This is a genomic window from Ekhidna sp. (genome assembly GCF_965221965.1).
Taxonomy (GTDB): Bacteria; Bacteroidota; Bacteroidia; order Cytophagales; family Cyclobacteriaceae; genus Ekhidna.
Map to the genome: position 1 here is coordinate 1,926,414 of NZ_OZ244926.1, position 26,344 is coordinate 1,952,757.

28 protein-coding genes and 1 riboswitch are annotated in these 26,344 nt (G+C 42.8%); of the genes, 21 read left to right on the forward strand and 7 right to left on the reverse strand.

Translation table 11 applies throughout. The annotated features are described in order from the left end of the window. Position 1: 1 nt before the first annotated feature. Positions 2–2,125, reverse strand: a complete 2,124-nt coding sequence (locus ACOQON_RS09175) for a HEPN domain-containing protein (RefSeq protein WP_420578628.1) — start codon at positions 2,123–2,125, stop codon at positions 2–4. 174 nt (positions 2,126–2,299) lie between these two features. Further along, positions 2,300–3,508 carry a trans-sulfuration enzyme family protein gene (locus ACOQON_RS09180; protein ID WP_420578629.1) on the reverse strand — a complete coding sequence of 403 codons (1,209 nt, stop codon included), beginning with the start codon at positions 3,506–3,508 and terminating at the stop codon, positions 2,300–2,302. Positions 3,509–3,657: 149 nt separating this feature from the next. Further along, a riboswitch (SAM riboswitch) is annotated at positions 3,658–3,758 on the reverse strand. A 172-nt stretch (positions 3,759–3,930) separates the two neighbouring features. Between ACOQON_RS09180 and ACOQON_RS09185 the strand changes: the two genes are divergently transcribed. Further along, a complete protein-coding gene (locus ACOQON_RS09185) occupies positions 3,931–6,282 on the forward strand; it encodes an ABC transporter permease (RefSeq protein ID WP_420578630.1) in 2,352 nt (783 codons plus the stop codon). Here the strand turns inward: ACOQON_RS09185 and ACOQON_RS09190 are convergent, their stop codons facing one another. Continuing rightward, entirely contained in the window at positions 6,283–7,089 is an 807-nt protein-coding gene (locus ACOQON_RS09190; protein ID WP_420578631.1) for an aminotransferase class IV, read from the reverse strand. Between the two features lie 149 nt (positions 7,090–7,238). Here ACOQON_RS09190 and ACOQON_RS09195 point away from each other — a divergent pair, with 149 nt between their 5' ends. The 3 genes from ACOQON_RS09195 to ACOQON_RS09205 all read left to right on the forward strand — a co-directional run bounded on the left by ACOQON_RS09195 (position 7,239) and on the right by ACOQON_RS09205 (position 10,156). Then, positions 7,239–8,444: an NAD(P)/FAD-dependent oxidoreductase gene (locus tag ACOQON_RS09195; RefSeq protein WP_420578632.1), complete on the forward strand. Its 1,206-nt coding sequence runs from the start codon at positions 7,239–7,241 to the stop codon at positions 8,442–8,444. A 63-nt stretch (positions 8,445–8,507) separates the two neighbouring features. Then, positions 8,508–9,092 carry a hypothetical protein gene (locus ACOQON_RS09200; protein WP_420578633.1) on the forward strand — a complete coding sequence of 195 codons (585 nt, stop codon included), beginning with the start codon at positions 8,508–8,510 and terminating at the stop codon, positions 9,090–9,092. Continuing rightward, on the forward strand, positions 9,089–10,156 hold the full coding sequence (locus ACOQON_RS09205; RefSeq protein ID WP_420578634.1) for a DUF262 domain-containing protein: 1,068 nt from the start codon (positions 9,089–9,091) through the stop codon (positions 10,154–10,156). Before ACOQON_RS09200 ends, ACOQON_RS09205 begins: the two co-directional genes overlap by 4 nt. Positions 10,157–10,201: 45 nt before the next feature. On the opposite strand, the gene ACOQON_RS09210 is transcribed toward ACOQON_RS09205, so the two are convergent. Continuing rightward, positions 10,202–10,831 (reverse strand): 2OG-Fe(II) oxygenase, encoded by a 630-nt coding sequence (locus tag ACOQON_RS09210; protein ID WP_420578635.1) that lies wholly within the window; start codon positions 10,829–10,831, stop codon positions 10,202–10,204. A 50-nt stretch (positions 10,832–10,881) separates the two neighbouring features. On the opposite strand from ACOQON_RS09210, the gene ACOQON_RS09215 reads away from it, so the two are divergent. Then, positions 10,882–11,244: a glyoxalase gene (locus tag ACOQON_RS09215; protein ID WP_420578636.1), complete on the forward strand. Its 363-nt coding sequence runs from the start codon at positions 10,882–10,884 to the stop codon at positions 11,242–11,244. A 3-nt stretch (positions 11,245–11,247) separates the two neighbouring features. Here ACOQON_RS09215 and ACOQON_RS09220 read toward each other — a convergent pair whose 3' ends face one another. Together ACOQON_RS09220 and ACOQON_RS09225 are read right to left on the reverse strand one after the other, a co-directional pair. Continuing rightward, a complete protein-coding gene (locus ACOQON_RS09220) occupies positions 11,248–11,457 on the reverse strand; it encodes an RNA-binding S4 domain-containing protein (RefSeq protein ID WP_420578637.1) in 210 nt (69 codons plus the stop codon). 4 nt (positions 11,458–11,461) lie between these two features. After that, a complete protein-coding gene (locus tag ACOQON_RS09225) occupies positions 11,462–11,896 on the reverse strand; it encodes a hypothetical protein (protein ID WP_420578638.1) in 435 nt (144 codons plus the stop codon). A gap of 251 nt (positions 11,897–12,147) precedes the next feature. Here ACOQON_RS09225 and ACOQON_RS09230 point away from each other — a divergent pair, with 251 nt between their 5' ends. The 5 genes from ACOQON_RS09230 (at position 12,148) to ACOQON_RS09250 (ending at position 16,860) form a co-directional block, all read left to right on the forward strand. After that, positions 12,148–12,474: a PadR family transcriptional regulator gene (locus tag ACOQON_RS09230; protein ID WP_420578639.1), complete on the forward strand. Its 327-nt coding sequence runs from the start codon at positions 12,148–12,150 to the stop codon at positions 12,472–12,474. Then, the gene (locus ACOQON_RS09235; RefSeq protein WP_420578640.1) at positions 12,471–15,080 is read left to right on the forward strand and encodes an ABC transporter permease; all 2,610 of its coding nucleotides are present in this window, start codon (positions 12,471–12,473) and stop codon (positions 15,078–15,080) included. The genes ACOQON_RS09230 and ACOQON_RS09235 overlap by 4 nt, the downstream gene beginning before the upstream one ends. 144 nt (positions 15,081–15,224) lie before the next feature. Beyond that, complete coding sequence (locus ACOQON_RS09240; protein ID WP_420578641.1) at positions 15,225–15,962, forward strand: tRNA1(Val) (adenine(37)-N6)-methyltransferase; 738 nt, start codon at positions 15,225–15,227, stop codon at positions 15,960–15,962. Between the two features lie 30 nt (positions 15,963–15,992). Then, complete coding sequence (locus ACOQON_RS09245) at positions 15,993–16,451, forward strand: hypothetical protein (RefSeq protein ID WP_420578642.1); 459 nt, start codon at positions 15,993–15,995, stop codon at positions 16,449–16,451. A gap of 115 nt (positions 16,452–16,566) precedes the next feature. Next, positions 16,567–16,860, forward strand: coding sequence for a rhodanese-like domain-containing protein (locus tag ACOQON_RS09250; RefSeq protein ID WP_420578643.1), 294 nt, complete (start codon positions 16,567–16,569; stop codon positions 16,858–16,860). Here ACOQON_RS09250 and ACOQON_RS09255 read toward each other — a convergent pair. Beyond that, positions 16,808–17,716, reverse strand: a complete 909-nt coding sequence (locus ACOQON_RS09255) for a sterol desaturase family protein (RefSeq protein ID WP_420578644.1) — start codon at positions 17,714–17,716, stop codon at positions 16,808–16,810. The genes ACOQON_RS09250 and ACOQON_RS09255 overlap by 53 nt on opposite strands. Before the next feature lie 333 nt (positions 17,717–18,049). Between ACOQON_RS09255 and ACOQON_RS09260 the strand changes: the two genes are divergently transcribed. From ACOQON_RS09260 to ACOQON_RS09310, 11 genes are all read left to right on the forward strand, one after another. Beyond that, positions 18,050–19,132, forward strand: a complete 1,083-nt coding sequence (locus ACOQON_RS09260; protein ID WP_420578645.1) for a DUF4062 domain-containing protein — start codon at positions 18,050–18,052, stop codon at positions 19,130–19,132. Positions 19,133–19,169: 37 nt separating this feature from the next. Next, positions 19,170–19,850, forward strand: coding sequence for a hypothetical protein (locus tag ACOQON_RS09265; RefSeq protein WP_420578646.1), 681 nt, complete (start codon positions 19,170–19,172; stop codon positions 19,848–19,850). Between the two features lie 207 nt (positions 19,851–20,057). After that, positions 20,058–20,249: a hypothetical protein gene (locus tag ACOQON_RS09270; protein ID WP_420578647.1), complete on the forward strand. Its 192-nt coding sequence runs from the start codon at positions 20,058–20,060 to the stop codon at positions 20,247–20,249. 81 nt (positions 20,250–20,330) lie between these two features. Further along, positions 20,331–21,017, forward strand: coding sequence for a hypothetical protein (locus ACOQON_RS09275; RefSeq protein WP_420578648.1), 687 nt, complete (start codon positions 20,331–20,333; stop codon positions 21,015–21,017). A gap of 172 nt (positions 21,018–21,189) precedes the next feature. After that, a complete protein-coding gene (locus ACOQON_RS09280; protein ID WP_420578649.1) occupies positions 21,190–22,218 on the forward strand; it encodes a serine hydrolase domain-containing protein in 1,029 nt (342 codons plus the stop codon). Positions 22,219–22,403: 185 nt separating this feature from the next. Then, positions 22,404–23,165, forward strand: a complete 762-nt coding sequence (locus ACOQON_RS09285) for a DUF6090 family protein (protein ID WP_420578650.1) — start codon at positions 22,404–22,406, stop codon at positions 23,163–23,165. A gap of 90 nt (positions 23,166–23,255) precedes the next feature. Beyond that, on the forward strand, positions 23,256–24,113 hold the full coding sequence (locus tag ACOQON_RS09290; protein WP_420578651.1) for a helix-turn-helix domain-containing protein: 858 nt from the start codon (positions 23,256–23,258) through the stop codon (positions 24,111–24,113). Positions 24,114–24,202: 89 nt separating this feature from the next. Next, positions 24,203–24,592: a DUF5367 family protein gene (locus ACOQON_RS09295; RefSeq protein WP_420578652.1), complete on the forward strand. Its 390-nt coding sequence runs from the start codon at positions 24,203–24,205 to the stop codon at positions 24,590–24,592. Beyond that, positions 24,589–24,912, forward strand: coding sequence for a hypothetical protein (locus ACOQON_RS09300; protein WP_420578653.1), 324 nt, complete (start codon positions 24,589–24,591; stop codon positions 24,910–24,912). The genes ACOQON_RS09295 and ACOQON_RS09300 overlap by 4 nt, the downstream gene beginning before the upstream one ends. 3 nt (positions 24,913–24,915) lie before the next feature. Then, positions 24,916–25,416 carry a DUF1772 domain-containing protein gene (locus tag ACOQON_RS09305; RefSeq protein ID WP_420578654.1) on the forward strand — a complete coding sequence of 167 codons (501 nt, stop codon included), beginning with the start codon at positions 24,916–24,918 and terminating at the stop codon, positions 25,414–25,416. A 31-nt stretch (positions 25,417–25,447) separates the two neighbouring features. After that, complete coding sequence (locus ACOQON_RS09310) at positions 25,448–26,290, forward strand: NAD(P)H-binding protein (RefSeq protein WP_420578655.1); 843 nt, start codon at positions 25,448–25,450, stop codon at positions 26,288–26,290. Positions 26,291–26,344 lie beyond the last annotated feature (54 nt).

Sequence of the window (26,344 nt, forward strand, 5' to 3'; positions counted from 1 at the left end):
GCTATGCTTTGTAATGGTTACTGATGACCAACTTTTCTTTTGATTCACCCTCCTGAGATCGAAAAGCAAATACCTGTTCAATGAATGTTGAAGCATTGTCGAGGTAGTTTTTCGCGAAAGCCTGATTTGGTGCATACCGATTGATTTTAAGTACTTCCTGAGCAAAAGATTCTGCTATTGGAAAAGCGACCTCATCAGAAAAGTGTGACTGAAAATCATCGATGATGCCCTTGTGGGTATTGCACTGAATATCCTTATTGAGAAGCAATGCCTTGGCACCAATCACTAGTGCACTGTAGCTGTGATAGATTGCATTGGCCCATTTTTGTTTTTCAAAGTCTTCATTGGCCCATTCGATGCGCTCCTTTGCATCAGCCAAAATAGTATCTACCAAATCAAGCACTACTCCGGCGCACTCTCCCACTCCGACTTCCGGAACGAATTCTTCCGCATGTCCCCAATCCTGAAATTCGTCATCACGGATGTGAGACAGATCAGCTAGTGGCTTGAGTAGCTCATAGAAATACTTCTTCCCCTCCCTTCGGAAATACTGATTGAAATATTCGGTCTCTTCTGCATTGGCTTCATAGTCATCCAGAAGTGCTCGAACTACATCAGGGATTCGTTTTGTTGGAATCTTGATGACCTTTTCAGCGATATATCCATGATGATCTGGTTCAATACCACCACCGATGACCACCTGCATTGCCGGCACCACTTTGTCTCCATTCTTGATACTACTTCCATGAAAACCAATATTGGCGATCATGTGCTGGCCACAGGAATTCATGCATCCGCTGATCTTGATCTTGATCTGTGCTTCATCAATCAAGTGGGGATATTCCTCATGGATAACTCGTTCAAGTTCAGTTGCCAGACGCGTACTATTGGTCACACCTAAAGCGCAGGTATCTGTTCCCGGGCATGAAGTGACATCTGCCAGTGTATCAAATCCCGGATTAGCCAAACCCAGCTCATTAAGTGAAGCGAAAAGTGCCGGAAGACTTTCTCCGCTTACAAACCTGAATAGTAATCCCTGATTAATGGTGATCCTAATGTCCTTTGAAGCATAGGACTCTGCAATCAAGGCAATTCTACGTGCCACTTTAGAGGAAATGTTGCCCAGTGGTACTTTGATTTTGACTGCATAAAAACCCTTTTGCTTTTGCTCCACCACATTGATTCTTCTCCATCTTTCGAAAGCATCCTTATCCTGGATTTTATAATTGGAATACGGGCGTTTAAGAGCCGGATAACTTATTTCCTCATGTGAGATTGGGTGGACCTGGTCAGGTAAAGCTTTATACTCTTCATCTACCAATCTGAGAAAACCATCCAGTCCCAAGCCTTTCTTCGGGTCCACTAAAAATTTCAAACGGGCTTTATGTCGCCTCTCCCGCTCTCCGTGACGATCAAATACCCTTAAACCAGCCTCAATAAATGGAATGAGCTTTTCCTCCGGCAAAAAGTCATGAGCCACCTGACCAAAGAAGGTCTGAGCACCTAGTCCTCCTCCAACCAGTACTTTAAATCCTCGGATTCCACTTTTCACTTTCGGAACAAAACCAAAATCATGGATGTAGGTAAACGCTTCATCCCGTTCACTTGAGGAGAAAGCGATTTTAATCTTTCGCCCCATGTCCTGGCATATTGGATTTCTTAGAAAGTATTCGAATACCTCATGCGCATAGGGTGTGACATCAAAAGGCTCTTCCGGATCAACTCCGGCCAATGGAGAGGCCGTTACATTTCTGACCGTATTACCACATGCTTCCCTTAACGTGACATTCGCCCGCTCCAGTCTGGACCAAATCTCCGGTGTATCATCCAATGGGATGTGATGAAGCTGGATGTTCTGACGAGTAGTCAAATGGAGATTGCCATTGGTATACTCATCCGCTATGTTGGCAATGACGCGAATTTGATCCGGTGTGACTTTTCCATAAGGAAGTTTAATGCGTAGCATCTGAACTCCTTGCTGTCGCTGACCATATACTCCTCGGGTTAACCTGAACGCCTTGAACCGTTCCTCCGGAATTGTCCCCAGATGAAAAGCGCCTATTTTTTCCTGAAGCTCTTCTATATCTCTTTTTGCTTCGTTTGATATCGTTGTAGTAGATGACATATTTTTCATTTTAAGAATAAAAAAACCCTGATGACTCAGTGGCCACCAGGGTTTGTATTCGTTTTTATTTTATTTTATTTTACAAATACCTCTTTTTAGGTGACCTTAGCACTATTCTCCAGCACATGTACATACACATGCAACAGATGCCTATCCATGTCAGGTGTTTTATTTTCATGACGATAAGACTTTTTCGATCCTTGGATTTACCTCTTTCTCCTTGCTGGCCTGTAGCGCTTGTTCAATGTCATTGAGAATGTCATTCACATTCTCCAATCCTACCGAGATACGTACCAAACCGGGAGCAATACCAACGCTCGCTCGTTCCTCTTCCGTCAATTTGCTATGTGTGGTACTTGCCGGGTGTGTAACAGTCGTTCGCGTATCGCCCAGATTGGGTGTCAGACTGAGCATGTTCAGATTATCCAAAAAACGAACGCCTCTTTCCAACCCACCTTTAACAATGAAAGTCACGATCGCTCCTCCGTGCTTCATTTGCTTTTTGGCCAGTTCACGCTGAGGATGACTTTCCAGAAATGGATATTTCACCAACTCCAACTCTTCATGCCCTTCGAGATAAGAAGCGATTTTATAAGCGTTCTCGCAATGCTTCTCCATTCGCACGGCTAGAGTCTCCAGACTTTTGCTTAGCACCCAGGCATTGAAAGGTGACAGGCTTGGACCCGTATGACGCGCGAAAAACCGAAGCTCCTCGATCAATTCCTTTTTCCCGACAATGGCACCCCCTAGTGTTCTGCCTTGTCCATCAATAAATTTGGTGGCAGAATGAGTGACGATATGCGCGCCCCACTCAATCGGATTTTGTAGGTATGGTGTGGCGAAACAATTGTCCACATTAAAAATGAGGTTGTGCTTTTCCGCCAGCTGTCCCAGGTACTCGAGATCCACGATATCCAGTCCCGGATTGGAAGGTGTCTCTACAAAGATCATTTTGGTTTTTGGTGTGATCAGGCTCTCCCATTTCTCCGGGCGATGCAGATTAAAATAGGAATGATCGATTCCCCACTTTGGGAACACTCTGGTAAACAGCTGATGCGTAGATCCGAACAGTGCACGGGATGCCAATACATGATCGCCATGTTGTAACAGCCCAGCCATACTGGTGAACATGGCAGACATGCCTGTGGCAGTGGCTAATCCATCTTCCGCTCCTTCCAGGTAACAGAGCTTATGGATAAACTCATCGGTGTTGGGATTGGAATATCGTGAGTAAATATTACCCGGAATCTCATCATTGAATTTAGCTCTTGCCTCCTCCGCATTATCGAAGGTGAATGAGCTTGTGAGATAGACCGGGGCAGAATGCTCCTTCTGAGAAGCATTCGACAGTTGTATGCGAATGGCTTGCGTTTCAAAATTCATTTGAACGGATTTAAAAAATTGGAAAAAGGAAAAGTAGGGACAGACCTGCTTTAGGAGCGGTCAAAAAATTAACAGCAGCAACAGCACATAGATCGAGCGTGCGTGTTGAGAAATTGGATGTCCTGAATGCGTTTGTGTGCTTTCTTCATAATTTATATTCACTTTAAAAGTTCAGGAATTAGCACCTTGGTTTGGTTACCAGGTTGCTAGCACATCAACGAGCCTGTCTCTCCGTGCTTCTTTATAAATTTTACCTCTTCATCTCTGAAAAGATGCGCCAAAGCTGAATCAAAGATTTTGAACTTCCAAAAACTTTTTTGAAAAAATTTTCTTGCCAGTAACCTTTCAGTAAAGTGAAAGTATTTCTAAAAGTGCAACTATTGCTTGTTTAAAGCGTCTTTAAAGCAACTCAACTACTCAAAATGAAATATTACTTACGAATCACGCTGCGCAATTTTTTGCGCCACAAAGTTTCCTCACTCATCAATCTGATTGGATTAACCACGGGGTTAACCTGTGCTTTTTTCATCTATCTCTGGGTTCAGGATGAATTCTCAATCAACAAATTTCATGAAAAAGATGATCGTCTTTTTCGTGTCATGGAGTTTCAGACCTACTCCAATGAAACGTTCGCAACCAACTCCACTCCGGGAATTCTTGGGCAAAACTTAAAGCTGGATTTTCCGGATATTAAGTATGCTGCTACAACCACATGGATCAACCCTGCCTTGTTTTCTTTCGACAATACCTACTTCAAAGAGAGCGGATATCATGTAGGTGAAGACTTTTTCAATATATTCACTTATCCCCTCTTGGCTGGTGATCCAAACACTGTCCTTAAAGACAAAACTTCCATCTGCATATCCAGGGACATGGCAGTTAAGTTCTTCGGTGATGTTGAAAATGCGGTAGGAAAAACCCTGCGGTACGAAGATGCCAGGGACTTTATCGTGAGTGGTGTTTTTGAGAACATTACACCAAAATCGACACATGTTTTTGACTGGGTCATTCCTCTTCAGGATTGGCTGGATCGAAACGAGTGGGCGAGTGACTGGGGAAATAATGGACCACATACCTATGTGATTTTACAAGACGGAGCTAATTATGAAGATGTGACCGAGACTATCGCCGGCTATATTAAAACAAAAGACGATGACAGCAATGTAGAGCTCTTTTTAAAGAAATACTCCGAGCAGTACCTCTATGGAAAGTATACCAATGGAGTACCTGATGGAGGACGGATCGATTATGTCAGACTATTCTCAGTGATTGCTGTTTTTATTCTGATCATTGCCTGCATCAACTTCATGAATCTCTCCACTGCCAGGGCATCCAAACGAGCACATGAGGTCGGTGTACGAAAGGCAATCGGAGCAGATCGAAGCACTCTTGTTCGGCAATATATTGGCGAGGCGATACTGATTTCACTCTTTGCCATGCTACTTTCATATGTGATCGTGCTAATGCTCATGCCTTCTTTTAATGAAATCACGGATAAGGTCATCTCGTTAAACCTCACTCCAGAGCTCATTGGCATTTCCATATTTACTGTTCTGCTTACCGGAATTCTAGCAGGGAGCTACCCGGCACTTTACCTCACTCATTTCAATCCGGTGCAAGTGCTAAAAGGCGATATCAAAAGTTCGGCAGGTGAAGTATGGGCGCGAAAGGGACTGGTAATCTTCCAGTTCACCATTACCATCGTGCTGATTGTCGGGGTAATCGTGATCCAAAAACAAACGCATTATGCCTTCACGAAAAATCTGGGCTACAATCAGGATAACGTAGTTTTCTTCGGTCAGGATGGTGGCATTCCGGATAAAAGAGAGGCCTTTTTTACAGAGCTACGAAGAATACCCGGTGTGGTAAATGCAGGTGGAACAAGTCATGGCATGGTGTATCAGCAAAGCAATACCAGTGGTTTAGACTGGACTGGTAAACCGGAAGACGCTCGTATTCTATTTGAGAACATTCGCGTGGATTATGAATTCTATGAAACGATGGGATTTGAGTTGGCTACAGGTCGATGGTTTAGCCGGGAGTTTGGTGCCGATACAACTAAGATGCTTATCAATGAAGCAGCGGCTCGCGTAATGGGATTTTCTCCGGAAGAGGCAGTCGGGCAGAAAATCAGGCTGTGGGATGAGTACGACCTGGAAATCATTGGAGTGATCAAAGACTTCCATTATATGTCCATCCACACGGAAGTAGATCCTGCGTTCTTTTGGTTAAGAAGTACATGGAATGTGGCTGTGAGGTTAGAGGCTGGAAAAGAAGTAGAGACCATGATGGCAATTGAAGACCTGTACCATCAATTTAGTCCGGGTTTCATATTTGAGTATGAGTTTCTGGATAAGCGATACCAGCAACTCTATAACTCCGAGAAAAGAATTGGAACGCTCTCCTCCTACTTTGCTGGTTTCGCCATTCTCATTTCCTGCCTTGGGTTGTTTGGGCTGGCATCCTTTACTGCTGAAAGAAGGCTGAAGGAAATAGGTATAAGAAAGGTGCTGGGAGCAACTACCTCTAATATTGTAATGATGCTGTCAAAAGACTTTACACAGTTGGTTGGTATTTCTATCCTCATTGCTTTACCTATATCATACTATTTCATGAATGAGTGGCTACAAAGCTTTGCCTATAAAATTGATCTTAGCGTATGGATTTTTATAGGAGCTGCAGTGGTCTCCCTTGTCATTGCATGGGTGACGGTAAGCTCACAAGCCTTACGAGCAGCAAACGTGAACCCTTCGAAGTGTCTAAAAGATGAATAATTAATCCATCAGCTTTTGCTGGAAAAGTTGGCTAACCTTCCTTGAAAGCGGGCCAACTTTTCCACTCCCTACGGGACTGCCTTCTATCTCCACAATCGGACAGATTTCCTTCAGCGTACTGCAAATGAAAACCTCATCTGCTGTGATGAAATCATCCACGGAGACATTGGTGATTTCTACCTTTCCAACCTCAGAAGCAACCTTCAATACCTGCTTTCGTGTTATGCCCTCAAGAATATGCTCAGCTGGCGTTTTGAATACCCCATCCCGAATGATGAATACGTTACTTCGTGATGCTTCACTGATTTGATTGTCTTTGTGATAGATCACATCAATCGCTCCGGTTTTCGTTTTCCTGCGGTGCAGCAGGTTGCTGGTGAAGTAGCTGATAGTCTTGATTTTTGGATACTCTCTGACGTACTCATGCAGAATAACACTGGCATAAGGAGCCGGTTGGTGATTGGTCAGGTCTGAGTGAAGTATGAAAAAGAGTGGGGACAATTCAGAATCCGATTCCTTTCCGTCTGCGAGCAGCATCAGCTTGAAACCGGCATCTTTATAGCCATTCCAGTCGCGAAGGGTATCTACAGCCTCTCTGATTTCATCTTGTTTGATGATGTGAGATAGCTCAATGAATTTTTGCGAGTTTTCAAAGCGATCCAGGTGATCCTGGATAAAGGAATACTTCCCATCACGCATACGAAAAAAATCAAAGACTCCAAACCCACGATGTACTCCCAGATTGTGAATGGATAAACCTACCTCCTGCTCATCCACTACTCCTCCGTTGAAATAACAATAAGCCATAGTGCTGAAATTTATGTGAAGATAAATTCAAAAATGTCATTTCGAGCGCAGCGAGAAATCTTTACTCATGGCAGCCAGTAAATATCTCTCCTTCCAGTCGAGATGACATTCATAGCCTAAATCAAGATTTTTAGCTTACTTCGTCTTTTGTGAAAGTAATTGTCATCGGAGGTGGCGCTGCAGGATTTTTTGCAGCTATCAATATTGCTGAGAAGCACCCGGACTACCAGGTTACCATACTGGAAAAATCCAACAAGCTGCTAAGTAAAGTGAAGGTCTCCGGTGGTGGACGATGCAACGTAACTAACGCCCGAACCAAGCCTTCCGAACTGGTGCCTTTCTACCCACGTGGCAATAAAAAGCTTCACCCACTTTTCAAAACCTTCACTACTTCCGACATGGTTGACTGGCTAAATCAGCGCGGGGTGGAAACCAAAGCAGAGGACGATCAGCGCATGTTTCCGATCACCGATGATTCTCAGACCATCATCGATTGCTTTCTAAAGGAAGCGAAGAAGCATGGTGTAACGATCATTCAAAATGAGGCACTGACCAAATTGGAACAGCAAAATGATCGATGGTTGGTTCACACCAAAGCCACGACTTATGAAGCGGGAAAGGTGATCGTGGCGACTGGCTCCTCCACTGCCACCTGGAAGGTGCTTCAGGAACTTGGGCTGGAGTTGACCCCATTGGTTCCCTCACTCTTCACCTTCAACATTAAAGATCCGCGATTACAAGACCTGCAAGGTATTTCGTTTAATCAGGCGCTAGTAAAAGTGACCGGCACCAAACTGGAAGAAAGCGGACCACTGCTGATCACCCACTGGGGACTGAGTGGACCGGCGGTGCTGAAGCTGTCATCTCGTGGAGCTTATGAACTGGCAGATAAAAACTACCGCTTTGATGTGATTATCAACTTCACCGGAGCACTGAAACCGGACGAGATCAGAAAACACATCCAGGAATATGCAGAAGCCAATCCCAAACGAAAGGTGATCAACTATCCGCTGTTTGAGCTGCCCAAACGATTCTGGGAACGTATGGTGGACCATTGTGGGATTGGAGCCAAAACACCCTTTATGGAGCTGTCAAAAAAGCATATGAACAAGCTGGTGGAGGAACTGGGACAAGGACGATATGCTGTGGATGGCAAGAGTACTTTCAAAGAAGAATTCGTCACCGCAGGAGGCATCAAATTGTCCGAGGTAGACCTAAGTACCTTCGAGTGTAAACGTTTCCCCAACCTCTACCTGGTCGGTGAAGTGTTGGACATTGATGCCCTCACCGGAGGGTTTAATTTCCAGGCCTGCTGGAGTGCCGGATGGGTCGTGAGTGAGACGTTTGAGATTTAGGACTATATTTGAAAGGGATAGGTATGTGCAAAAAAGCTTTACACCTTCGTATAAGTTAGTGATATGAACTACATCCAGTCGATAGAAAAAGGGCTTAAAGAAAGAAGATCTCATCGCGAGATTGTAAGAAAAATATTTTTATCATTTCCTACCAAGGTCTTTATCGGAAATGAAGAAAGACAATTCACTATAATTGATAATATCGCATTTTATTTTCAGATCCCTTTGAATTCTGTTCAAATAGTAGGCTCTGCAAAAACTGGGAGAAGTTTCCATAAAAACTCCACTTTTAATTCGCAGAATTCTGATTTAGATGTTGCTATTATTGATTCAAGTCTTTTTTTAAAGTATTCAGAATACGTTTTCAACCAGACAAAAGGATTTAGGGATAGAAGTGATTTTCCAATTAGAGATGGCAGATCCACATATGAAGAGTACCGACAGTATCTCGCTCGAGGAATCTTTAGACCTGATTTAATGCCTACAGGAAAGAAGCGTGCGAATTGGAATAAATTTTTTGGAAAATTATCATCCAAGAACAAAGACATGTTTAAGTCGATAAATGCAGGCATTTACTTTTCGGAGATGTTTTTTGAATACAAGCAAACAAAGGTTATTGAGAATTATTTAAATAATAGACCAATATGATCGAATATAGAGTACGTTCAATTTCTCTCCTTAATCTAATTAATGATATAAGGAAAGGGGCGTTAATCCCAGATGCATATTTTCAACGCAATCTCGTTTGGAGAGAAATACACAAGAAGGATTTCATAAAAACTATTTTACTTGGTTACCCATTTCCTCAGATTTTCATATCGAAAGGAAAAGTCGATGTTGAAACAATGTCCACTATATCTTGTATCGTCGATGGCCAACAAAGAACTAACGCAATCCAAGGGTTTATTAATAATGAATTTGATGTTGAGGGACAATACTATGAGAGTTTATCTGAATCAAAAAAGTCGGAGTTTCTTAAATATGAAATTGCAGTAATTGAGCTTGACTTGGAAAATGATGATCCTAAGGTCCAAGAAATATTTCAAAGGATTAATAGAACATCTAACTCTCTTACAGCAATTGAAAAGTTAGCTTCTGAATACTCTACATCCGAATATATGCTCGTTGCTAAGTTATTAGGCAATCAAATAGATTTAGATAAGAATGATAACAATGAAGATTTTAGAGAAGACCCCAATATTCCTGATGAATATTTTGAATGGGCCAAGTCCAAAAATGTTGCAAATTTTGTTTCACTAATAACAAATAGAAATATATATACAGCAAGGGATCTAGCAAAGAAGGCACACCTAATGCATGTTCTAAATATGATGTCTACTTACCTGACAGATTTTTTTAACAGAAACGAGAAAACTATTGATTTCCTAAACGATTATGCTGTTGAATTTGAAGAGAAAGATGATTTATTAAAAGATTTTGAACACACCGCTAAGATTATCAATGACCTTGATTTAAATCCTAAATCGATATGGTTCTCAAAATCAAACATCTTTTCATTAATAGTGGGCCTTGCCAATAATAGTGACCGAGAAAGAATCGATATGGAAAAATTAAAGCAGAATCTTGACGACTTTGAATTAGATATTCCTGCTGATTATAAATTAGCCTCTACCGAGGGCGTTAATAACAAAAGGGAAAGAGAGTTGAGAAATAAATACGTTTCTGGTTTGATACAAGACTCAATTCACTAAATGCTAATGCTACAAATTCCTAATCAAGGGAATTCTATACTTTGATCACCCCAAAACAAACCCTACCCCACTCGGCTGATACAGCATCCAACCTGTCAGGCTATAGCGGCCCACGTTCGTTTGCATTACTTCGTGTGGTACTTCAGCACTCTTAAACATCACACATCGTCGGGCAATTGGATCGATGATCAGTTCTTCATCTTCTTTAAATATCTTCAACTCACCCCCATCTCCTTTTTTCCAGCCTTCGTTGAGGTAAATGATCATGGAGATCATGCGATTGCTGCGCTCTTTGAATTGATCCACATGTCTTTTGTAAAAGGTGCCTTCAGGATAGTATGCCAGATGAAACTCAAAACCAGATAAACTCAGGAAGCAAAAACGATTGAGTACATCCTTCGCCTCCTCAATGACCCCAAAAGCTTCCGATAATGACTGATCCCTGTCCTTATCAATCCAGTAGGTAAAGTCTCCTCTTATCGAAGTATCCTTCAGTTTATTAGCAGAAGAACCAATGCCTGCACGATCAAACTCATCCTCCTCCAGCTTATGAAGCAGGAAATTACGCACCTGCGTATAGAGCTGAGCGGGTAAAAAATCGTCTATAACGACAAAATCATTCATTGAAAGCTGATCAACCCAGTCGATCCACTTTTCCTCGGGATGAAAATTCACAATTGAGAAAATTATGCGAAATTACATAAAGTATTTACTCGCCTAAAACTATGGAACCTGCCGTCAAATCCATTAGAACCTTCATTGGAGCCAAGGATTTCCAGCTTTCACGAGATTTTTACAATACCTGGGGGTTTAAGGAGACAATTACATCTCCAAAAATGTCCTATTTCGCATTTGATACATTTGGGTTCTATCTCCAGGATCACTACATCAAAGCCTGGGCAGAAAACACCATGATTTTCTTAGAGGTGAAGAATCTCAAGGAATATTGGGAAATCCTCAAAGCCAAGAATCTGGAAAAAAAGTTTGAAGGCGTTAAACTGGTAGAACCTGCCTCCTTTGAATGGGGCTTTGAGGGGTTTGTCTATGATCCATCGGGTGTGCTATGGCACATCGGTGAGTTCAATTAAAACCTACTGAATCTTCACTTCTCCCCCTTCAAAAAAGACCACATCTCCTTTTCGTAGTTTCTTCCTGCGTTGCGTTTCCACCTGTCCGTTCACCTGTACCAGTCCCTCATCGATGAATTGCTTGGCTTCTCCTCCTGAGCCCACCAGGTTCATGATTTTTAATAGCTTATTCAACTCAATATAGTCGTACCCTTCCAGTTCGAATGATTGCATTGACCTAATTAACTTTATAGAACACAAATTCTCTTGTAACTAATGCGCCAGAAAAATCTCGTTTCTCCTTCACAAATAAACTATCTGTACTAGGACGATTTAATTCCACTGAATAACCAAACGATTGAGTAAAACTATCGGTCATATGAAAAAACAAACTATCCCCTGATACAGAATATTTGGTGGCTGGACAACAAGAGAACTCAACAACTCCATCTGTATTGAATCTATAGATTACAGAATCCGCATCATTATTTATCGGAAAGTCATCTGGATTAAACCTGTCATTTACCTCTCCCCGAAAATCAATTAAACGAATTTGATAACTTCTCCATGTACCAATTAAATCAGCATCTATGGATTCCAACCCCTCGTCACCTGAACAAGATTCTATTATTAACACAACCAGAAGAAGCCTAATAATCAATAGTCTATTCATCTAGCAAAAATCTTTAATAATAACTGAATAGTAAACCATCATGAGCTTTTATTTTCATATTAATTCTTAAAAATAGAAACATATCTGTTACTATTGTCGTATGATTAATTCTTAAAAGTAGAAAGTAATACAAAATCATATTTTAGAATGTCATTTCGACTGCAAGGAGAAATCTTTATAAAATGAAACCTCTGAACCAGATAGAAAAGATTTCTCGCAGTTGCTCGAAATGACACAAAAAGATAATATCAATGAAAGGATACCTCGGAGAATTTGAAGAACTGGTCCTACTGACCATCGCCAACCTGGCCAAAGATGCCTATGGCGTAGCGATACTCAATGATATCATAGAGCGAGCCAATCGAAAGCTCAGTATTGGAGCTTTACACTCTACTCTCACCCGCCTGGAAGAAAAGGGATACATCTCCTCATACCTGGGAGAGCCTACCAACGAGCGAGGCGGCAGACGTAAACGCTATTTTGAGCTAACAGACAGTGCCAAAGTCGAACTAGCCAACATGAAAGCCCTGAGAGATCAATTATGGGCTGGCTCCAAAATCAACCTGGCCACCAAATGAAACAGCCTCCTTTATTTGCTCACAGGCTATTAAAATGGTATGCCGGAAAGGCTGACCTGGAAGACATTCAAGGAGACCTGGATGAGGTCTATGGACTAACCCTTGAACAATCAGGCAAGCTAAAAGCAGACTTCAAATACTGGGTGCAGGTACTTTCTCTACTATTTTCTTACGGACTAAAAAAGCGGAAGTCAAAAGCCGCCTACTCTCCTTTTTATCACAAAAACTCAATTGCCATGCTAAAAAACTACTTCAAAATCGCGATCCGAAATTTCGCAAAACACCGGTTATTCACTTCGTTAAACATTTTTGGACTTGCCCTGGGGATGTGCATTTGCCTCCTTGCACTTTCCATTTCAGTTTCGATCTACCAGTCTGATGAATTTCATGAAAATAAAGACCGGATTTATCAATTAAACACCTTTATAGAAACCGAGGAAGAGACAAAAACCTACGGTTCTACATTCCCTGCTATGGGTAATTTCATGAAGGAAGAATACCCTTTCATCGAGCAGGTAGTTCGGATCAATAGCGGACTGGATATAACTGTTAACCACCATGGAAACGATATGCCTTTTAATGGCTATTTCGTGGATCAAAACTTTTTCCAAACCTTTTCATTTCCACTGGTTTCAGGTAATCCCGGCACAGTGCTGTCCAAACCATTTGATATTGTCATTACAGAATCCGTTGCTGAAGTGTTGTTCAAAGATCAGAATCCAATCGGGAAAGTATTGGAAACAGAATTAGGCAGCTTCAATGTGACGGGCGTATTGAAAAACCTTAAGCAGACCCATTTCTACTTTCAGGTGCTCACCTCCTACGCTACTTATGAGCTGCTTCGCTCCGAGAACCCGAACAATGATTGGGTCAATTACCGAAACAACTACGTGTACCTGATGCTGCAACCTGGTGTCAGCAGTGACCAACTAGCAATGGCGCTGAAACAGACCTCTGAAAAAGCGAATAGTTTCAATCCTTCAAAAACCATAGAAATTGAATCGGTAAGCCTCACCGGAGTGGTTCCGAGGTGGAACATCAGCAACGCCATCGGCATTGGCTGGGATGAGCCAGCCTTACTCTTCTTCATGTTTGTGGGCCTTCTGGTTTTGCTTCCGGCAGTATTTAATTATACAAACCTATCCATTGCCCAGGCTCTGAAAAGAGCGAAGGAGATCGGTGTACGAAAAGTTGTAGGTGCCGAGCGGATGCAAATTAAAATGCAGTTCATCATTGAAACTATCTTGCTTTCCGTTTTGGCACTTGGTGGTTCGCTATTGATTCTGTATCCGATGAAAGAAGAATTCCTAAGTATGATCATAGCCGCAGAGGTGCTTGATACCAGCCCAAGCTTCATACAGATTTTCACTTTTCTCATTTTTGCTATTCTCGTTGGGTTATTTGCGGGGGTATTTCCTGCACAATACTTCTCCAGACTCAATCCCATTCAGACAATGAAAGGGGAAATCAAGAACGGAAAGAGTAATGTATCGGGCGTTAAAAAAGGGCTGTTTGTTTTCCAGTTCTTTCTGTCTCTGGTTTTTGTGATCGGTGTACTCGCTATCGTAAGGCAATACAGCTATGTGCTTAATAAGCAGCATGGTTTCGAGTCAGACAATGTGCTGACTGTTCCATTTGAGAACATCGACAAGGATGTAGCAATTCATGAGTTGAGTCAGCATCCGGATGTAAAAGCGATCACGACCTCATCAGATCTTCCCGGTCTGTTTCTATCGAATGAAATAAAGGCCACCTCCAACGATCAGGATACCCTCAGTAGCTATCAGGTTTTTATCGGAGATGGTTTTGTGAAAAACATGAAAATGAATCTGGTATGGGGAAACAGTGAAGACCTATCCTTATCAAACAAGAATGAGGAGTTGGTGCTTGTGAACGAGCAGTTCATCAAGTCAACGAAAGTATTTAATCTTCAAAAAGACTCACTGCGCTTTACGCTTGAAGATGGTACCAGGTGCCGGGTGGCAGGCATATTGGAAGACTTCAACTTTGAGCCGCTCAGCGAACTGATCAGCCCGATTCTCTTTCGGTATTCACCGGAAAACAGTCACTATGCACTCCTGACGGTAAACAGTTCGAATATCAAGCGAACCATCAACGAGCTGGATGCCATCTGGCATGGGATCGATCAGAACATCAACTTCGAAGCATCTTTTCTTGATGATGAAATTGAGGAAGCCTACTATTTTCTTCGGGTTCAAATCAAGTTCTTTAGTGTACTAAGTATTCTGGCTATCACGATTTCTTGTCTCGGATTGCTCGGAATGGCTTCTTATACTACTGAAAACCGAACGAAAGAAATTGCCATCAGAAAGATCATGGGAGCAACCAATGGCAGCCTTTATTACCTTTTGACAAAGGACTTCATTAAGCTCATCCTCATCGCTGCGCTCATTGCAATTCCAGTCTCGTACGTCTTTTATGATAAGCTGTTTTTGTATTTCCTCATTAGATATGGAACCGGACTGGGCGTACTGGAAATCTTTGCAGGGATTTCATTTCTATTCCTTGTAGGGATTTCATCCATCTATTGGCAGGCTTCCAGAGTGACCAAAGCGAACCCGGCTACTAAGCTGAGGTATGAGTAAACGAACACAGAGCAATACCCAACACCCCTAAAGTCCCCTCAAGGGGACACTCACTCTGCTAAAATGAGAAGGAATCCCCCTTTGAAGGGGGGTGCGAGAGATATAGCTATGGAGGGGGATGTATCTTGAATTACCTTCGCCCTCATGCCCAACACCCATTTCCAATTCAGACAATTTCGCATCGAGCAGGCGCAATCCGGCATGAAAGTGACCTCCGATGGTTGCCTGTTTGGCGGATGGGTAGCCAGCGAAATACGGAAGTATGGAGAACCAAAGCGGATACTGGACATTGGTGCAGGAACCGGGCTCCTGTCGCTGATGCTTGCTCAGGTGACTGAGGATGCCGAGATCACCGCTGTTGAGATCAATGAATCGGCGTTTAATGAGGCCAGGCACAACTTTGAGCAATCTCCATGGTCAGATCGAATGCAATGCCTTCATACACCCATACAGGAATTGAAAGGTGAAAAGTACGATCTGATCATCTGCAATCCGCCGTTCTTCAAAGACAGCCAGCAAGGGGTAAACACCGACAAAAATCAGGCTGTACATTCCAATGATTTGCACGTAGAAGATCTACTAAATCAAGTCCTTCGCTTGCTGGATAAAGACGGCAGCTTCTATCTCCTCTACCCTGAACGGGAAATGAAGGAATTCACCAAAGCGTCGAAAGGCAAAGGACTTTTTCCAAATCAGAAAGTGATCGTCAGAAACCAAAAAGATCAACCCGTCTTTCGGGTGATGGCACGGTTCCGTTTCGAAGAAATGAAAGCGATTACCTCTGAATTGATCATCCGAAATGCGAATCGTAAATACACACCGGAAAGCTGCTGGGAGCTACTGAAAGGCTATTACTTAGAATATAATGATCCGAGTTTGTAATAAATTGGTATTAAAGCATACTTACTGATTATGAAATTAACTCAACCCCTTGATCGTCCATCGCTTGATTCCAAGACCGCCAAAAAATATGATCTATATGTTCGGTATATCCATGCTTTGAATCAAAAAGAACTACCTGAATCATTTGCAACCTCATCCAATGAACAAATCGAATTACTAAACAAGCTTTCTGACACAGACCGGTCATTTAAAAAGCAACTAATAAAAACACAGACCAACATATCAAACCGTGCAATCAAAGAACTGAAGTACGTGCCTAAAAACCATTACCGAAACCTGTGGTTGGCAGTTGGCATGGCTGCATTTGGTATCCCTTTCGGAGTAGCTCTCAGCACAGTCATTGGGAACTTTGCTTTCATCGGACTTGGATTGCCCATCGGACTTTCCATAGGCATAGCATATGGCACCTCCATGGACCAGCGTGCGGCGAAAGAAGGACGTCAGCTGGATATTGAGCTATCGACCTGACCACAAATACCATCACGCAACTATCAATTGAATTATTTCCGCTCGTGGAACAAATAACTGGGTGGTTCGGTTTTACATTACTGATCACTATTTTAGTGACATTAACAAAACAACCATGCTAGGATTATTCAATAAAGGAAAGAAAGTAAGACAGTTTATTCAGGAAGGTGCTGTTGTGATAGATGTGCGTACCGAAACGGAGTTTGAGGGAGGCCACCTCCGCACCAGCAAGAACATCCCAATGGACCGGATACCCAGTCATATGGGCCAACTGGACAAAACAAAACCCATCATCACATGCTGTGCTTCAGGTATGCGCAGTGGGCAGGTCAATCGCATGCTCAAAGCCAATGGCTTCAAGGTGATGAATGGTGGCGGCTGGATGAGCCTGGAGAAGTACGGCCTTTAAATCCGTACGTTAGCTGATGGGTGAAATCCTGCGGGAAGTCTTCATCCCCCGGAAAGCCCAACTCAATGTCTCTCCCACTCTCCGGGATATAATTTGTTTTAAACAGGTAATCCCAAATACTTAAGGTCAACCCAAAGTTGACGCCATAGTGGCGTTCACGAGGTAATGCCTTGGCATGGTGCCAGATGTGCATCTGCGGATTGTTGAAGATGTACTTCAATGGTCCCAGGTTCAGCCTGAAGTTGGAATGGTTGAAGTGCCCAACAGCCAGCGTGAAAATGTGGATGATAAAGAAGTCCCTGAGCCCGATACCGATCAGTGCCAACGGCAGATATTCGATGGTCCGGTACACCACCGTCTCCATCCAGTGAAAGCGCAGGTGGGCGGCAAAGCCCATCTCTTTTACACTGTGATGCACCTTGTGAAACTCCCATAGGAACGGTACGCGGTGTAGCAGGCGATGCGTCCACCATTGCACAAAATCTCTCACTACAAACCCGATGAGCAGGTGCGACCAGGTAGGCCAGCTCATCACCTCAAATGCGACCAGGTTAGTAATGCCGATAGAGGCCAGCAGGTCATTAAAGAAATGAACCACCACATTAGAGGCCGCATTAAATACAATCAGGGAGAACAGGAAGAAGTTGAAAAACATGTAGAAGAAATCCAGCCAGAAGTCCTTGCGAAACCGTGCCTGGTTTTTTCGCCACGGCCTCACCCATTCCAGGATGAGAAAGAACGCTGATACGCCGATGAGCCAGTAAAAGTAGCTGTGCCACCCCGGCCGGGAGATCTCCTGCCACAGGTAGTTGGCGTACCCGGTGTACGCCTCCTTGATGAGCTGCCAATATTCCATATGCAATAAAGCGGAATTTTTGGGAAATAGTTTGTGACTTGTGTTACATATTAAATATCAAATCACCTTGCATATTATCATAAGGTGAGGGTAATATCGTCTTCGAGGGCCTCAGACTGACAATGGGGTCCAGTGTTCCAAAGGTGTGTCACCCTGAGGCTCTCGAAGGGTGTGGAAATAAGCCAAGGCTTACACCACTGGCCCGGGAACGAAATATCCAGTAATACCCAAAACCGTTTTTTGTATATTTGAAATGAAAGATAAATAATTCGTACAGTCAGCCCAACTAGTGGTGGGTGTAGTTACATTATATTTAGACTTAATGATATGCCCATGGATTTAAAGCATCAAGTATTTGTATCTTCTACATATAAAGACTTAGTTGAAGAAAGGCAACATGTCATACAAGCTTTGCTAGAACTGGACTGTATTCCAGCTGGTATGGAACTATTTCCAGCAACAGATGAAGATGCATGGTCACTCATTCAAGAGGTGATAGATGACTGTGATTATTATATTTTGATTTTAGCAGGTAAATATGGGTCTCTAGGACCTAAAGGTGTTAGTTATACAGAAATGGAATTTGACTATGCTTTGAAAGTCGGCAAACCAATTATATGTTTTTTACATGCAAACCCTGGCGATATCCCTGCTTCCAAAACCGAAAAAAAAGAAGAAATCAACATAAAACTTGAATCATTCAAAGAAAAAGTTAAAGAGAAACACTGCAAATTTTATAACACCCCAGAGGATCTTGGAGGAAAAGTTTCTAGAAGTCTAATTCACCTTAAAAAGAAGCATCCTGCTGAAGGTTGGGTAAAAGGGAGATACGCAATGACACCTGAGATCAAAGCAGAGTTTGATCAAATGAGAGCAAAGATTGCTGAGCTTGAACTAGAACTTGTGAAAAAAACGGAAACTGATGATATAGATACATCTGATTTAGTTCAAGGGGATGATATTATCAAATCCAAGCAAACTTTTAATCTTAGCTCATGGGATGAACCTGATATAAATGAGGAAATAATGGTTGAATTCACCTGGAACGAAGTAGTCAAATATGTTGGACCAGCCTTGCAGGGTGAAGGAAACGAAGAGGATTTCAAATACAAAATCAGATTACTTATTTATCATAAAATTGACCAATTGAATCACGAACTATATGAAAGAATTCGGTTTACTAGGATTGGATTACCATTAGTTCTTTTTGATCGCATTAAGGTTCAATTACAAGCACTTGGACTAATTGAACCTGGCACAAAAAGAAGGTCTGTATCGGACAATAAAACGTATTGGAATCTGACTACCAAGGGCGAAAAACTTCTTCTAAATCTGCAAGCTAGAAGGAAACCTGACACTAATGACCAAGACAACAGGGGTGAAGTTGATGATACAGAAGAAAACGGCGATAAATGAGTCAAACATACACTATTATCCATAAGCCAACTTAGTTATGGAATGGATTAAAATAATTACTCCTTTAGTTGGAGTTCTCCTTGGTTGGGGTCTTTCGGAACGAGCAAAAATTTGGGCCGATAAAAGACAGGATAAGCGTAAACTAAGGCGATTATTATTTTTCGTTTTGGAATTGCGATTTCACTTTAGTCGAGAATTAAGAGCACAAACGGAAATAGACAAATACTTCTCCAAACTGATTCAAAAAGCAAAATTAGAGTTCGGTGATGAGGTTGAATTAGGTGCCGAACTCTACAAACCTATGGTAACGCAAATCCTTAAAAAACACTTTGAAGGCAACAATAAAATTGATTTTCTAGAACAAAACATAGATGAGGTTATTATCTCTTTGTCAGAAGTATTTCCTGTATTCGCATATGAATTAAATGGACAGTATAATATTCGTGAAAGACTTCAACAAGCAGAAGATTACCTAGGAAATTTCGAGGAACTCACAAACCAACTTCCTTTTGATATTGAAGCATGGATTAAACCAAAGCTCACAGAAAACTTGCTAGATGAAATCGATAGCACATTAAGGAAAATTTCAAACAAGGTTGGTAGTAGAACTTGGTCTCAAGTTCAACAAAAAATCAAAAGAATGGATAAGATTGATGACTCAGACATAGACAATCTAGTAGTAGAATATTTTGATAAAATAAAAGAAAATCTAAATTGAGAATTTCTAAGATTAGCTAAGCCAGCAGGTTCATCCAATCTGGTCTAGTCCTTTCTAACACAACCACACCCTTACGCTAGTCTATGAAAATCCTCCACCTGCTACCCGGAATCCTCCACCCTCGCCCCGGTCATGGCCCACCACCAAACGGAAGCTTCCACCCACAACACGGAAATGATCGCCCACTAAGCGGAAGACACTCCCCTAGTGACGGAAGTATTCACCCACAAGGCGGAAGATACAGTCCTCGAGGCGGAAGCCTTCACCCTCAAGACGGAAGCGTTCGCCCTCAAAGCGGAAGAAGATCCCCTCAAGGCGGAAGAAGATCCCCTCGTGACGGAAGCCTCCACCCTCAACCCTTCTTTGCCTTTCTCCATCCGGTCATTATCACCTATATAAATCTTAATAATAAATAACGCTTTCATTTTTACTTACAAACAACTATTTTGGCTGCCATTTTTAATCACATAATCAAAAACTATGGTAATTAGAAACTACAAGTATTCAGATGATTTACTCATTCAGTATGCCAGCGATCAGCTCAGCTTTCTGGCGGAAGACCTGGATGATTTCACGGCTTTCGACCCTGACCTGGGTGCCACTAAACGAGACCAGATGCAGACACTCGTAGAGTGGGCGTTGATGGAAGGTGGCGATGAGATCAACGTATCCAAGCTGGGCGATCTGACGGATGCCTTGCATCAAGAGATGGATAATGCGCGTAAGCTGTATAATCAACTTCGATACTGGGTGATCAAAGCGTTCCCTACACGTAAGGCCGTGCAGCGTCAGTTTGGGATTGGTCGCTTCTCCAAAGTGGCAGACTCTCAGGAGACGATGGTGACCTTCTTCTCCGGTTTGGTACAGTCTGTAGCAGACTACCGTGCTCAACTGGAGGCCGCCAATGCACCTGCCGCCCTGCTGGACAGTGTGGCTACCCAGGCTACTGCACTCGCAGATGCCAATAACGCGCAGGAAAAGAAGAAAGGAAACCGAGGCGTGGATACCGAAGAGCGCGTGACCAAGCTGAACGAACTCTACGAACTCACCAAAGCCTATAACACTGCGGCGGAGTATGTCTTCTTTGACTCTCCTGCCAAGCGCGACCGATACCGTCCACCTAGCCGCAGCATCGCAGCGGATGAAGAGGAAGACTTAGCAGCTTAAACAATACAGTCCCGGTTCATGCCGGGATTTTTTGTTTGAAGGTGATTCGGTCGTCTGACGCCAAGCTTTAAAGTTCTGGTTCGTACCCTCACTGGGAAATGGTTTATGAAGACACAAACCACGGCCAGAGACCAGAGTAGTTTAGTTAAAGAAGCTATCTTTCCAAAATAGTATGACTAAGAAAAGAAAGATATTAATAACAAGAATCCTCCTGTTCGTTGGAACGGCTATCTCCCTGTTTTTCGTACCGTGGCTATTGGTAAAAGTATGGATTCTTCCCATACCGGATACAGTTCAAGAGCAACTAGATGAGGCTATTGGTCATGGATTTGATGGAATGATTGTTTATGTGGATCAAGGTGGTCAGCCACCGCAGTATTATGCAGCCGGCTGGCACAATAGAGAATTCGAGATACCGGCCAATCCACACGCATTATTTAAGATTGCCAGCATTAGCAAGCTATATGATGCCGTGGCTGTTACTAAATTGGTGAGTGATGGACGGCTTTCTCTGGATAAACCAATCGCTGATTATTTACCGGAGCTGGTGGGAAGAATCGAGAATGCAGAGAAAATTACTTTGAGGTTGCTGATACAGCACAGAAGTGGCATCCCCAATTTTACGGACACTCCTGATTTTTGGGCAAGTCCAACACAGACCTACGAAGAAAGTCTTGCATTGATACTGGATCAGCCAGCCAACTTTGAGCCCGGTGAAGACTATGAATATTGCAATACAAATTATCTTCTAATAAATAAGATAATGGATGACGAACTGGGTTTCGCCAACTTTCAATTCATTCGGGAAGAAATTTTGAAACCACTAAACCTTAACCATACTTACGGTTCCCTTAGCGAAGTAAATCTAATGGATGTAATGAGCGGATATCATGTGGGACATCCCTTTGATTTAAAAGAAGACGATCATGGCATGGTAGCCACTGCAGAAGACGTGGGGATTTTCCTGAGAGCTTTGAACGACGGCTCATTATTTGAGCAAGGAGAACAGGAAATATATGCCTCTATTTATGAGTATGAGCATGCCGGTTGGGTCCCCGGATACCAAAGTTTTGCAAAATACCACAAGGACCTTGATGCTGTTATTGTTGAGTTCTACAGTACAACGGATCCTAAACTGTACAACTGGAACTTGTCGGAAATCATAAACAATCGAATTGTTAAAATTCTGAAAAGGCAATAAAGCTCATAAAAACCCCTTCTTGGCATAGAAGTTACTTCCCTGCTAATCCAAAAAAAGTTCACCCCTTCCTCTGGTCTTAGCGTCTCACTAAAGACCAAATGGATAGCTTTGATCATGGTCAGAAAATACGCAATCAGAGAGTTTTCATGATTTAATTAATTTAAAGTCATCTTTGATCTTCACACATGAAAGTATTTAGAAGCCTCCGCCGAAAACTGATCGCCGACAAGAAAATCCGCAGCTACATCCCCTATGCCATCGGGGAGATCATCCTGGTGGTCATTGGTATTCTGATAGCACTGGCCATTAACAATGCCAACCTCCGAAGTGTAAAAGCTGAGAAAGAGCAGATTTACCTGGCCGGCCTTCATAAGGAATTCACCACCAGCAAATCAAAACTGACAGAGCTTATCCAGGTCAATCGAAACAACTATGAAGGAGCCAAACAGCTGGTAAACTATATGGATATGAAAGAGGCCACTGTTTCAGAAAAGGAATTTTCTCAGCTCCTGTTCAATTCCTTCGCTTTTGACATTTCCTTTAACCCCAACAACTCCCTCCTGCTGGAAATGATGAGCTCGGGTAGCCTGAAAGACCTCACCAACGATGAGCTGCGGGTACGGCTTACCAACTGGCTTTCTACCATTGAAGACATTGCGAAGCAGGAAGCAGACCAGGAGAATCAACGCGAGAAGATTCTGGATCAATTCCGATTAAATAACAGCTTAAGAACCGTTTTTGATCAAGCCGGTATTTCCGAAAACGAAATCGGCATTGAAGTCCGTCCGGATGCTCCCAGCAATCTGGATTTGCTGGAATCACAAACCTTTGAAAACGATCTGCTCATCTTTATCCTCACCAGCATTGCCACGGAGAAGTCACATTATGAGCCACTGATGGTGGAGCTGGATCGTATTTTGGGGTTGTTGGAAAGTGAGATAGAGTAATTTTTTCGGTCTAGAAAGCATTCACCTACAGGTACTCAAAAGAGCTCTTTCTTCATTTGTGCTATTTTTATCCTTCCCAATCCATCACCCATGACGCGTGACATCATCGATATTAATGATTTTACCATCCTGGTAGAGACAGGTAACTCAGATGTACCAACAACCGATTCCTGTCTGTTTGATGAACCGGTAATTGCAGTAGCTTTCTACGGATCGGGGAATGTGGACCTAACCGTAAATTACGGAAACACAGCCAAAGACTTTAGCTATACCAAAGGTCTGGCCCTCTCCTTTTATGCGGATGAACAAGTGGAATTTGTTCATACTGTTTCAGCTAATAAACCATTGGAATGCATTGTTATTGCGACCTCCACATCCAGCATTGAAAACCTCCCCAATCAGGAAGGTGAACTTTTTGGTGAAATGCTCCATCAATTGGTACACCCCAGGGATCATTATGTAGAGGGTCCCAGCTTCTTCATGACACCAGAGATGCAATCCATTGTAGACCAGGTATTCCATACGCGCTACGAAGGAAAAGCCAAAATGATGTTTTTCAGAAGTCAGATAAACACATTGTTGGCACATTTCTTTGGTCAGCTTTCCCTGCTATCAGAAGAATCCATTCCAACTGAGGAAAGAGAAAAACTGCAACAAGCCAAGGATATCCTGATAACCAACCTGGATCATCCTCCCAGCCTATCGGAGCTATCTCGAGAGATCGGCCTCAATACGTTTAAGCTGAAGAAGAACTTCAAAGAACTCTTTGGGGTACCCGTGTTTAAATACCTTCAGAATGAGCGACTAAATACTGCCAACGAGCTCATCCGTACAAAAAAAATGACCATTCAGGAGGCTGCCTGGCATGTGGGCTATGATAGCCTCAGCTCCTTTTCCAATGCCTTTTCAAAGAAATTTGGCTTTCGTCCCAGTGAAATAAAGGGATAATCCTTTTCGAACAAATCGTTCTCCTTTTCAAACAAATCATTCGATAAGATCAGCAGCAGCTTTGTCTCATCACTTTAAAAGACAAAGCAATGAAATCTATCAAAGCAATCATTATCGCTGTTTTTATTTGGATTGTAGGCGTCAGTTTTTTCACGCTCTCTTTCTATCTGCCCATTCTTGAGAATGTTGAATTCCAGGCCAACCTGACACTGGCTATCACCATGATCCCGAATGTCTGGCTGGCCATGTACCTCTACTACCATTGGGGTAGCAATATGCATGGTTTAAAAGTAGGCGCGATCGTTCTATTGACACTTATCCTACTGGATGCGCTTATCACAGTTCCTTACCTCATCATTCCATATGGTGGAAGCTATCAGGAGTTTTTTAGTGCAGGGTCATTCTGGCTGATTGCAGGTGAATGTCTCGCGGCTATTTACCTCTACTGGAGATTAAACATCAAACCACAACTGTCATGAAAGTCACACTAGCATTGATCACACTATTGGGTTTCCTCTTGTTTGAGGAACCAGTCACGAATAATCAGCTTGTTGTATCCCAACATTCTGGGACTCTAAAAAGCAAAGCCTTTAAAGTACTGGACAGTAAATGCAATGTCTGTCACAGAAAACAGAATCCTTTCATGGTCTTCTCATTGAAAAATATGGAGAAGCGAGCGAGGAAGATCTACACACAGGTTTTTGAGAAAAAGCGAATGCCAAAAGGCAATGACATCAAACTAACCCAAGAGGAATACAGCCTCCTCGAAAACTGGCTGGACACACAACTAACTAATTGAATCATGGAAATCACACTAAAAAGCGCCACGATATTCGCAGCAATTATTCTCACTGGATTGTCGGCAGGTTTTTTCTACACCTGGCAGGTATCAGTGATCCCTGGTACGAAGAAAGTAATGGACCCCACATACATGGAAACGATGCAGCAAATCAATCGGGAGATTCTAAATCCCTCCTTCTTCCTGATCTTCTTTGGAAGCATGATTGTCCTGGCCATCAGCACCTTCCAGCAATACGGAAGTGGTGTGACATTCTGGCTCTTGCTTGGTGCCACGGTTTCCTATACGCTCGGGACATTCGCAGTAACAGGAATGGGAAATGTACCACTGAACAATGAACTGGACGCATTGAAACTCACAAAGATGAGTGCCCTCGAACTAACGGAATTCAGGCAATACTATGAGAGCAAATGGAATGTGCTTCATCGTATGAGAACCATTTTCTCAGTGATAGCCTTTGTGCTCTCCTTGTTGGCCACCTTCTCCTCTGTAAAAAACATTTAATCGATCTAAAACAATTAAAAACTGAACAATCATGAACAATCAAATTCTTGTAATTGGCGGTACCGGTAAGACCGGCCGTAAAGTAGTTACTCAACTAGAAAAACGAGGACACCAGGTACGTGTGGGGTCTCGAAGCGCAACCCCTGCATTTGACTGGGAAGATCCGAAAACATGGAGCCCCGCACTCGAAGGAATGGACAAAGTGTACATCACCTTCCAACCGGATCTGGCAGTACCCGGAGCTCTGGATGCCATCGAAGGTCTCACAAAAAAGGCGGCACAGGCCGGCGTGAAAAAGCTCGTACTCCTTTCCGGTAAAGGCGAGCGGGAGGCTGAGCTTAGTGAGCAGGTGGTCATGCACTCCGGACTGGACTACACCATCGTACGTGCCAGCTGGTTTATGCAAAATTTTAGTGAGAGCTTCTTTCTGGATCCTATTCTTGCCGGACAGGTAGCACTGCCTAAACCGGAAGCTAAAGTCCCATATGTGGATACGGATGATATTGCAGAAGTCGTGGTGGAAGCATTGTTGGATGATACACACAATGGCAAAGTATATGAGCTCACTGGTCCACGATTAATAACCTTCGCAGAAGTAATGAAAGAGATCAGCCTGGCTACCGGAAGACATATTGCCTTCACCCCCATCTCGTTAGAAGAATACATTGGTTTTCTCAAGCAAGCGGATGTGCCGTCAGATTATATCTGGTTAATTGATTACCTGTTTTCCAATGTGCTGGATGCTGAAGGAAACAATGTAGTCTCTCCGGATGTGGAAAAAGTACTCGGACGTAAGCCCAAGGACTTTACAGAGTATGTGCTGGAAACACAAAAGACCGGAGTTTGGAATCCAAAAGTAAAAGAGACCGTTTAAACTTAAAATCAAAAGAAGCTGCCTACCTGAAAAGGCAGTTTTCTTTTTTTGTAC

What these genes read in the sequence shown, in the direction of transcription:
- ACOQON_RS09175 (WP_420578628.1), bottom strand. Translation starts at nt 2,125, where the DNA reads ATGTCATCTACTACAACGATATCAAACGAAGCAAAAAGAGATATAGAA.
- ACOQON_RS09180 (WP_420578629.1), bottom strand. Translation starts at nt 3,508, where the DNA reads ATGAATTTTGAAACGCAAGCCATTCGCATACAACTGTCGAATGCTTCT.
- ACOQON_RS09185 (WP_420578630.1), top strand. Translation starts at nt 3,931, where the DNA reads ATGAAATATTACTTACGAATCACGCTGCGCAATTTTTTGCGCCACAAA.
- ACOQON_RS09190 (WP_420578631.1), bottom strand. Translation starts at nt 7,089, where the DNA reads ATGGCTTATTGTTATTTCAACGGAGGAGTAGTGGATGAGCAGGAGGTA.
- ACOQON_RS09200 (WP_420578633.1), top strand. Translation starts at nt 8,508, where the DNA reads ATGAACTACATCCAGTCGATAGAAAAAGGGCTTAAAGAAAGAAGATCT.
- ACOQON_RS09205 (WP_420578634.1), top strand. Translation starts at nt 9,089, where the DNA reads ATGATCGAATATAGAGTACGTTCAATTTCTCTCCTTAATCTAATTAAT.
- ACOQON_RS09215 (WP_420578636.1), top strand. Translation starts at nt 10,882, where the DNA reads ATGGAACCTGCCGTCAAATCCATTAGAACCTTCATTGGAGCCAAGGAT.
- ACOQON_RS09220 (WP_420578637.1), bottom strand. Translation starts at nt 11,457, where the DNA reads ATGCAATCATTCGAACTGGAAGGGTACGACTATATTGAGTTGAATAAG.
- ACOQON_RS09225 (WP_420578638.1), bottom strand. Translation starts at nt 11,896, where the DNA reads ATGAATAGACTATTGATTATTAGGCTTCTTCTGGTTGTGTTAATAATA.
- ACOQON_RS09230 (WP_420578639.1), top strand. Translation starts at nt 12,148, where the DNA reads ATGAAAGGATACCTCGGAGAATTTGAAGAACTGGTCCTACTGACCATC.
- ACOQON_RS09235 (WP_420578640.1), top strand. Translation starts at nt 12,471, where the DNA reads ATGAAACAGCCTCCTTTATTTGCTCACAGGCTATTAAAATGGTATGCC.
- ACOQON_RS09240 (WP_420578641.1), top strand. Translation starts at nt 15,225, where the DNA reads ATGCCCAACACCCATTTCCAATTCAGACAATTTCGCATCGAGCAGGCG.
- ACOQON_RS09245 (WP_420578642.1), top strand. Translation starts at nt 15,993, where the DNA reads ATGAAATTAACTCAACCCCTTGATCGTCCATCGCTTGATTCCAAGACC.
- ACOQON_RS09250 (WP_420578643.1), top strand. Translation starts at nt 16,567, where the DNA reads ATGCTAGGATTATTCAATAAAGGAAAGAAAGTAAGACAGTTTATTCAG.
- ACOQON_RS09255 (WP_420578644.1), bottom strand. Translation starts at nt 17,716, where the DNA reads ATGGAATATTGGCAGCTCATCAAGGAGGCGTACACCGGGTACGCCAAC.
- ACOQON_RS09260 (WP_420578645.1), top strand. Translation starts at nt 18,050, where the DNA reads ATGGATTTAAAGCATCAAGTATTTGTATCTTCTACATATAAAGACTTA.
- ACOQON_RS09265 (WP_420578646.1), top strand. Translation starts at nt 19,170, where the DNA reads ATGGAATGGATTAAAATAATTACTCCTTTAGTTGGAGTTCTCCTTGGT.
- ACOQON_RS09275 (WP_420578648.1), top strand. Translation starts at nt 20,331, where the DNA reads ATGGTAATTAGAAACTACAAGTATTCAGATGATTTACTCATTCAGTAT.
- ACOQON_RS09280 (WP_420578649.1), top strand. Translation starts at nt 21,190, where the DNA reads ATGACTAAGAAAAGAAAGATATTAATAACAAGAATCCTCCTGTTCGTT.
- ACOQON_RS09285 (WP_420578650.1), top strand. Translation starts at nt 22,404, where the DNA reads ATGAAAGTATTTAGAAGCCTCCGCCGAAAACTGATCGCCGACAAGAAA.
- ACOQON_RS09290 (WP_420578651.1), top strand. Translation starts at nt 23,256, where the DNA reads ATGACGCGTGACATCATCGATATTAATGATTTTACCATCCTGGTAGAG.
- ACOQON_RS09295 (WP_420578652.1), top strand. Translation starts at nt 24,203, where the DNA reads ATGAAATCTATCAAAGCAATCATTATCGCTGTTTTTATTTGGATTGTA.
- ACOQON_RS09300 (WP_420578653.1), top strand. Translation starts at nt 24,589, where the DNA reads ATGAAAGTCACACTAGCATTGATCACACTATTGGGTTTCCTCTTGTTT.
- ACOQON_RS09305 (WP_420578654.1), top strand. Translation starts at nt 24,916, where the DNA reads ATGGAAATCACACTAAAAAGCGCCACGATATTCGCAGCAATTATTCTC.
- ACOQON_RS09310 (WP_420578655.1), top strand. Translation starts at nt 25,448, where the DNA reads ATGAACAATCAAATTCTTGTAATTGGCGGTACCGGTAAGACCGGCCGT.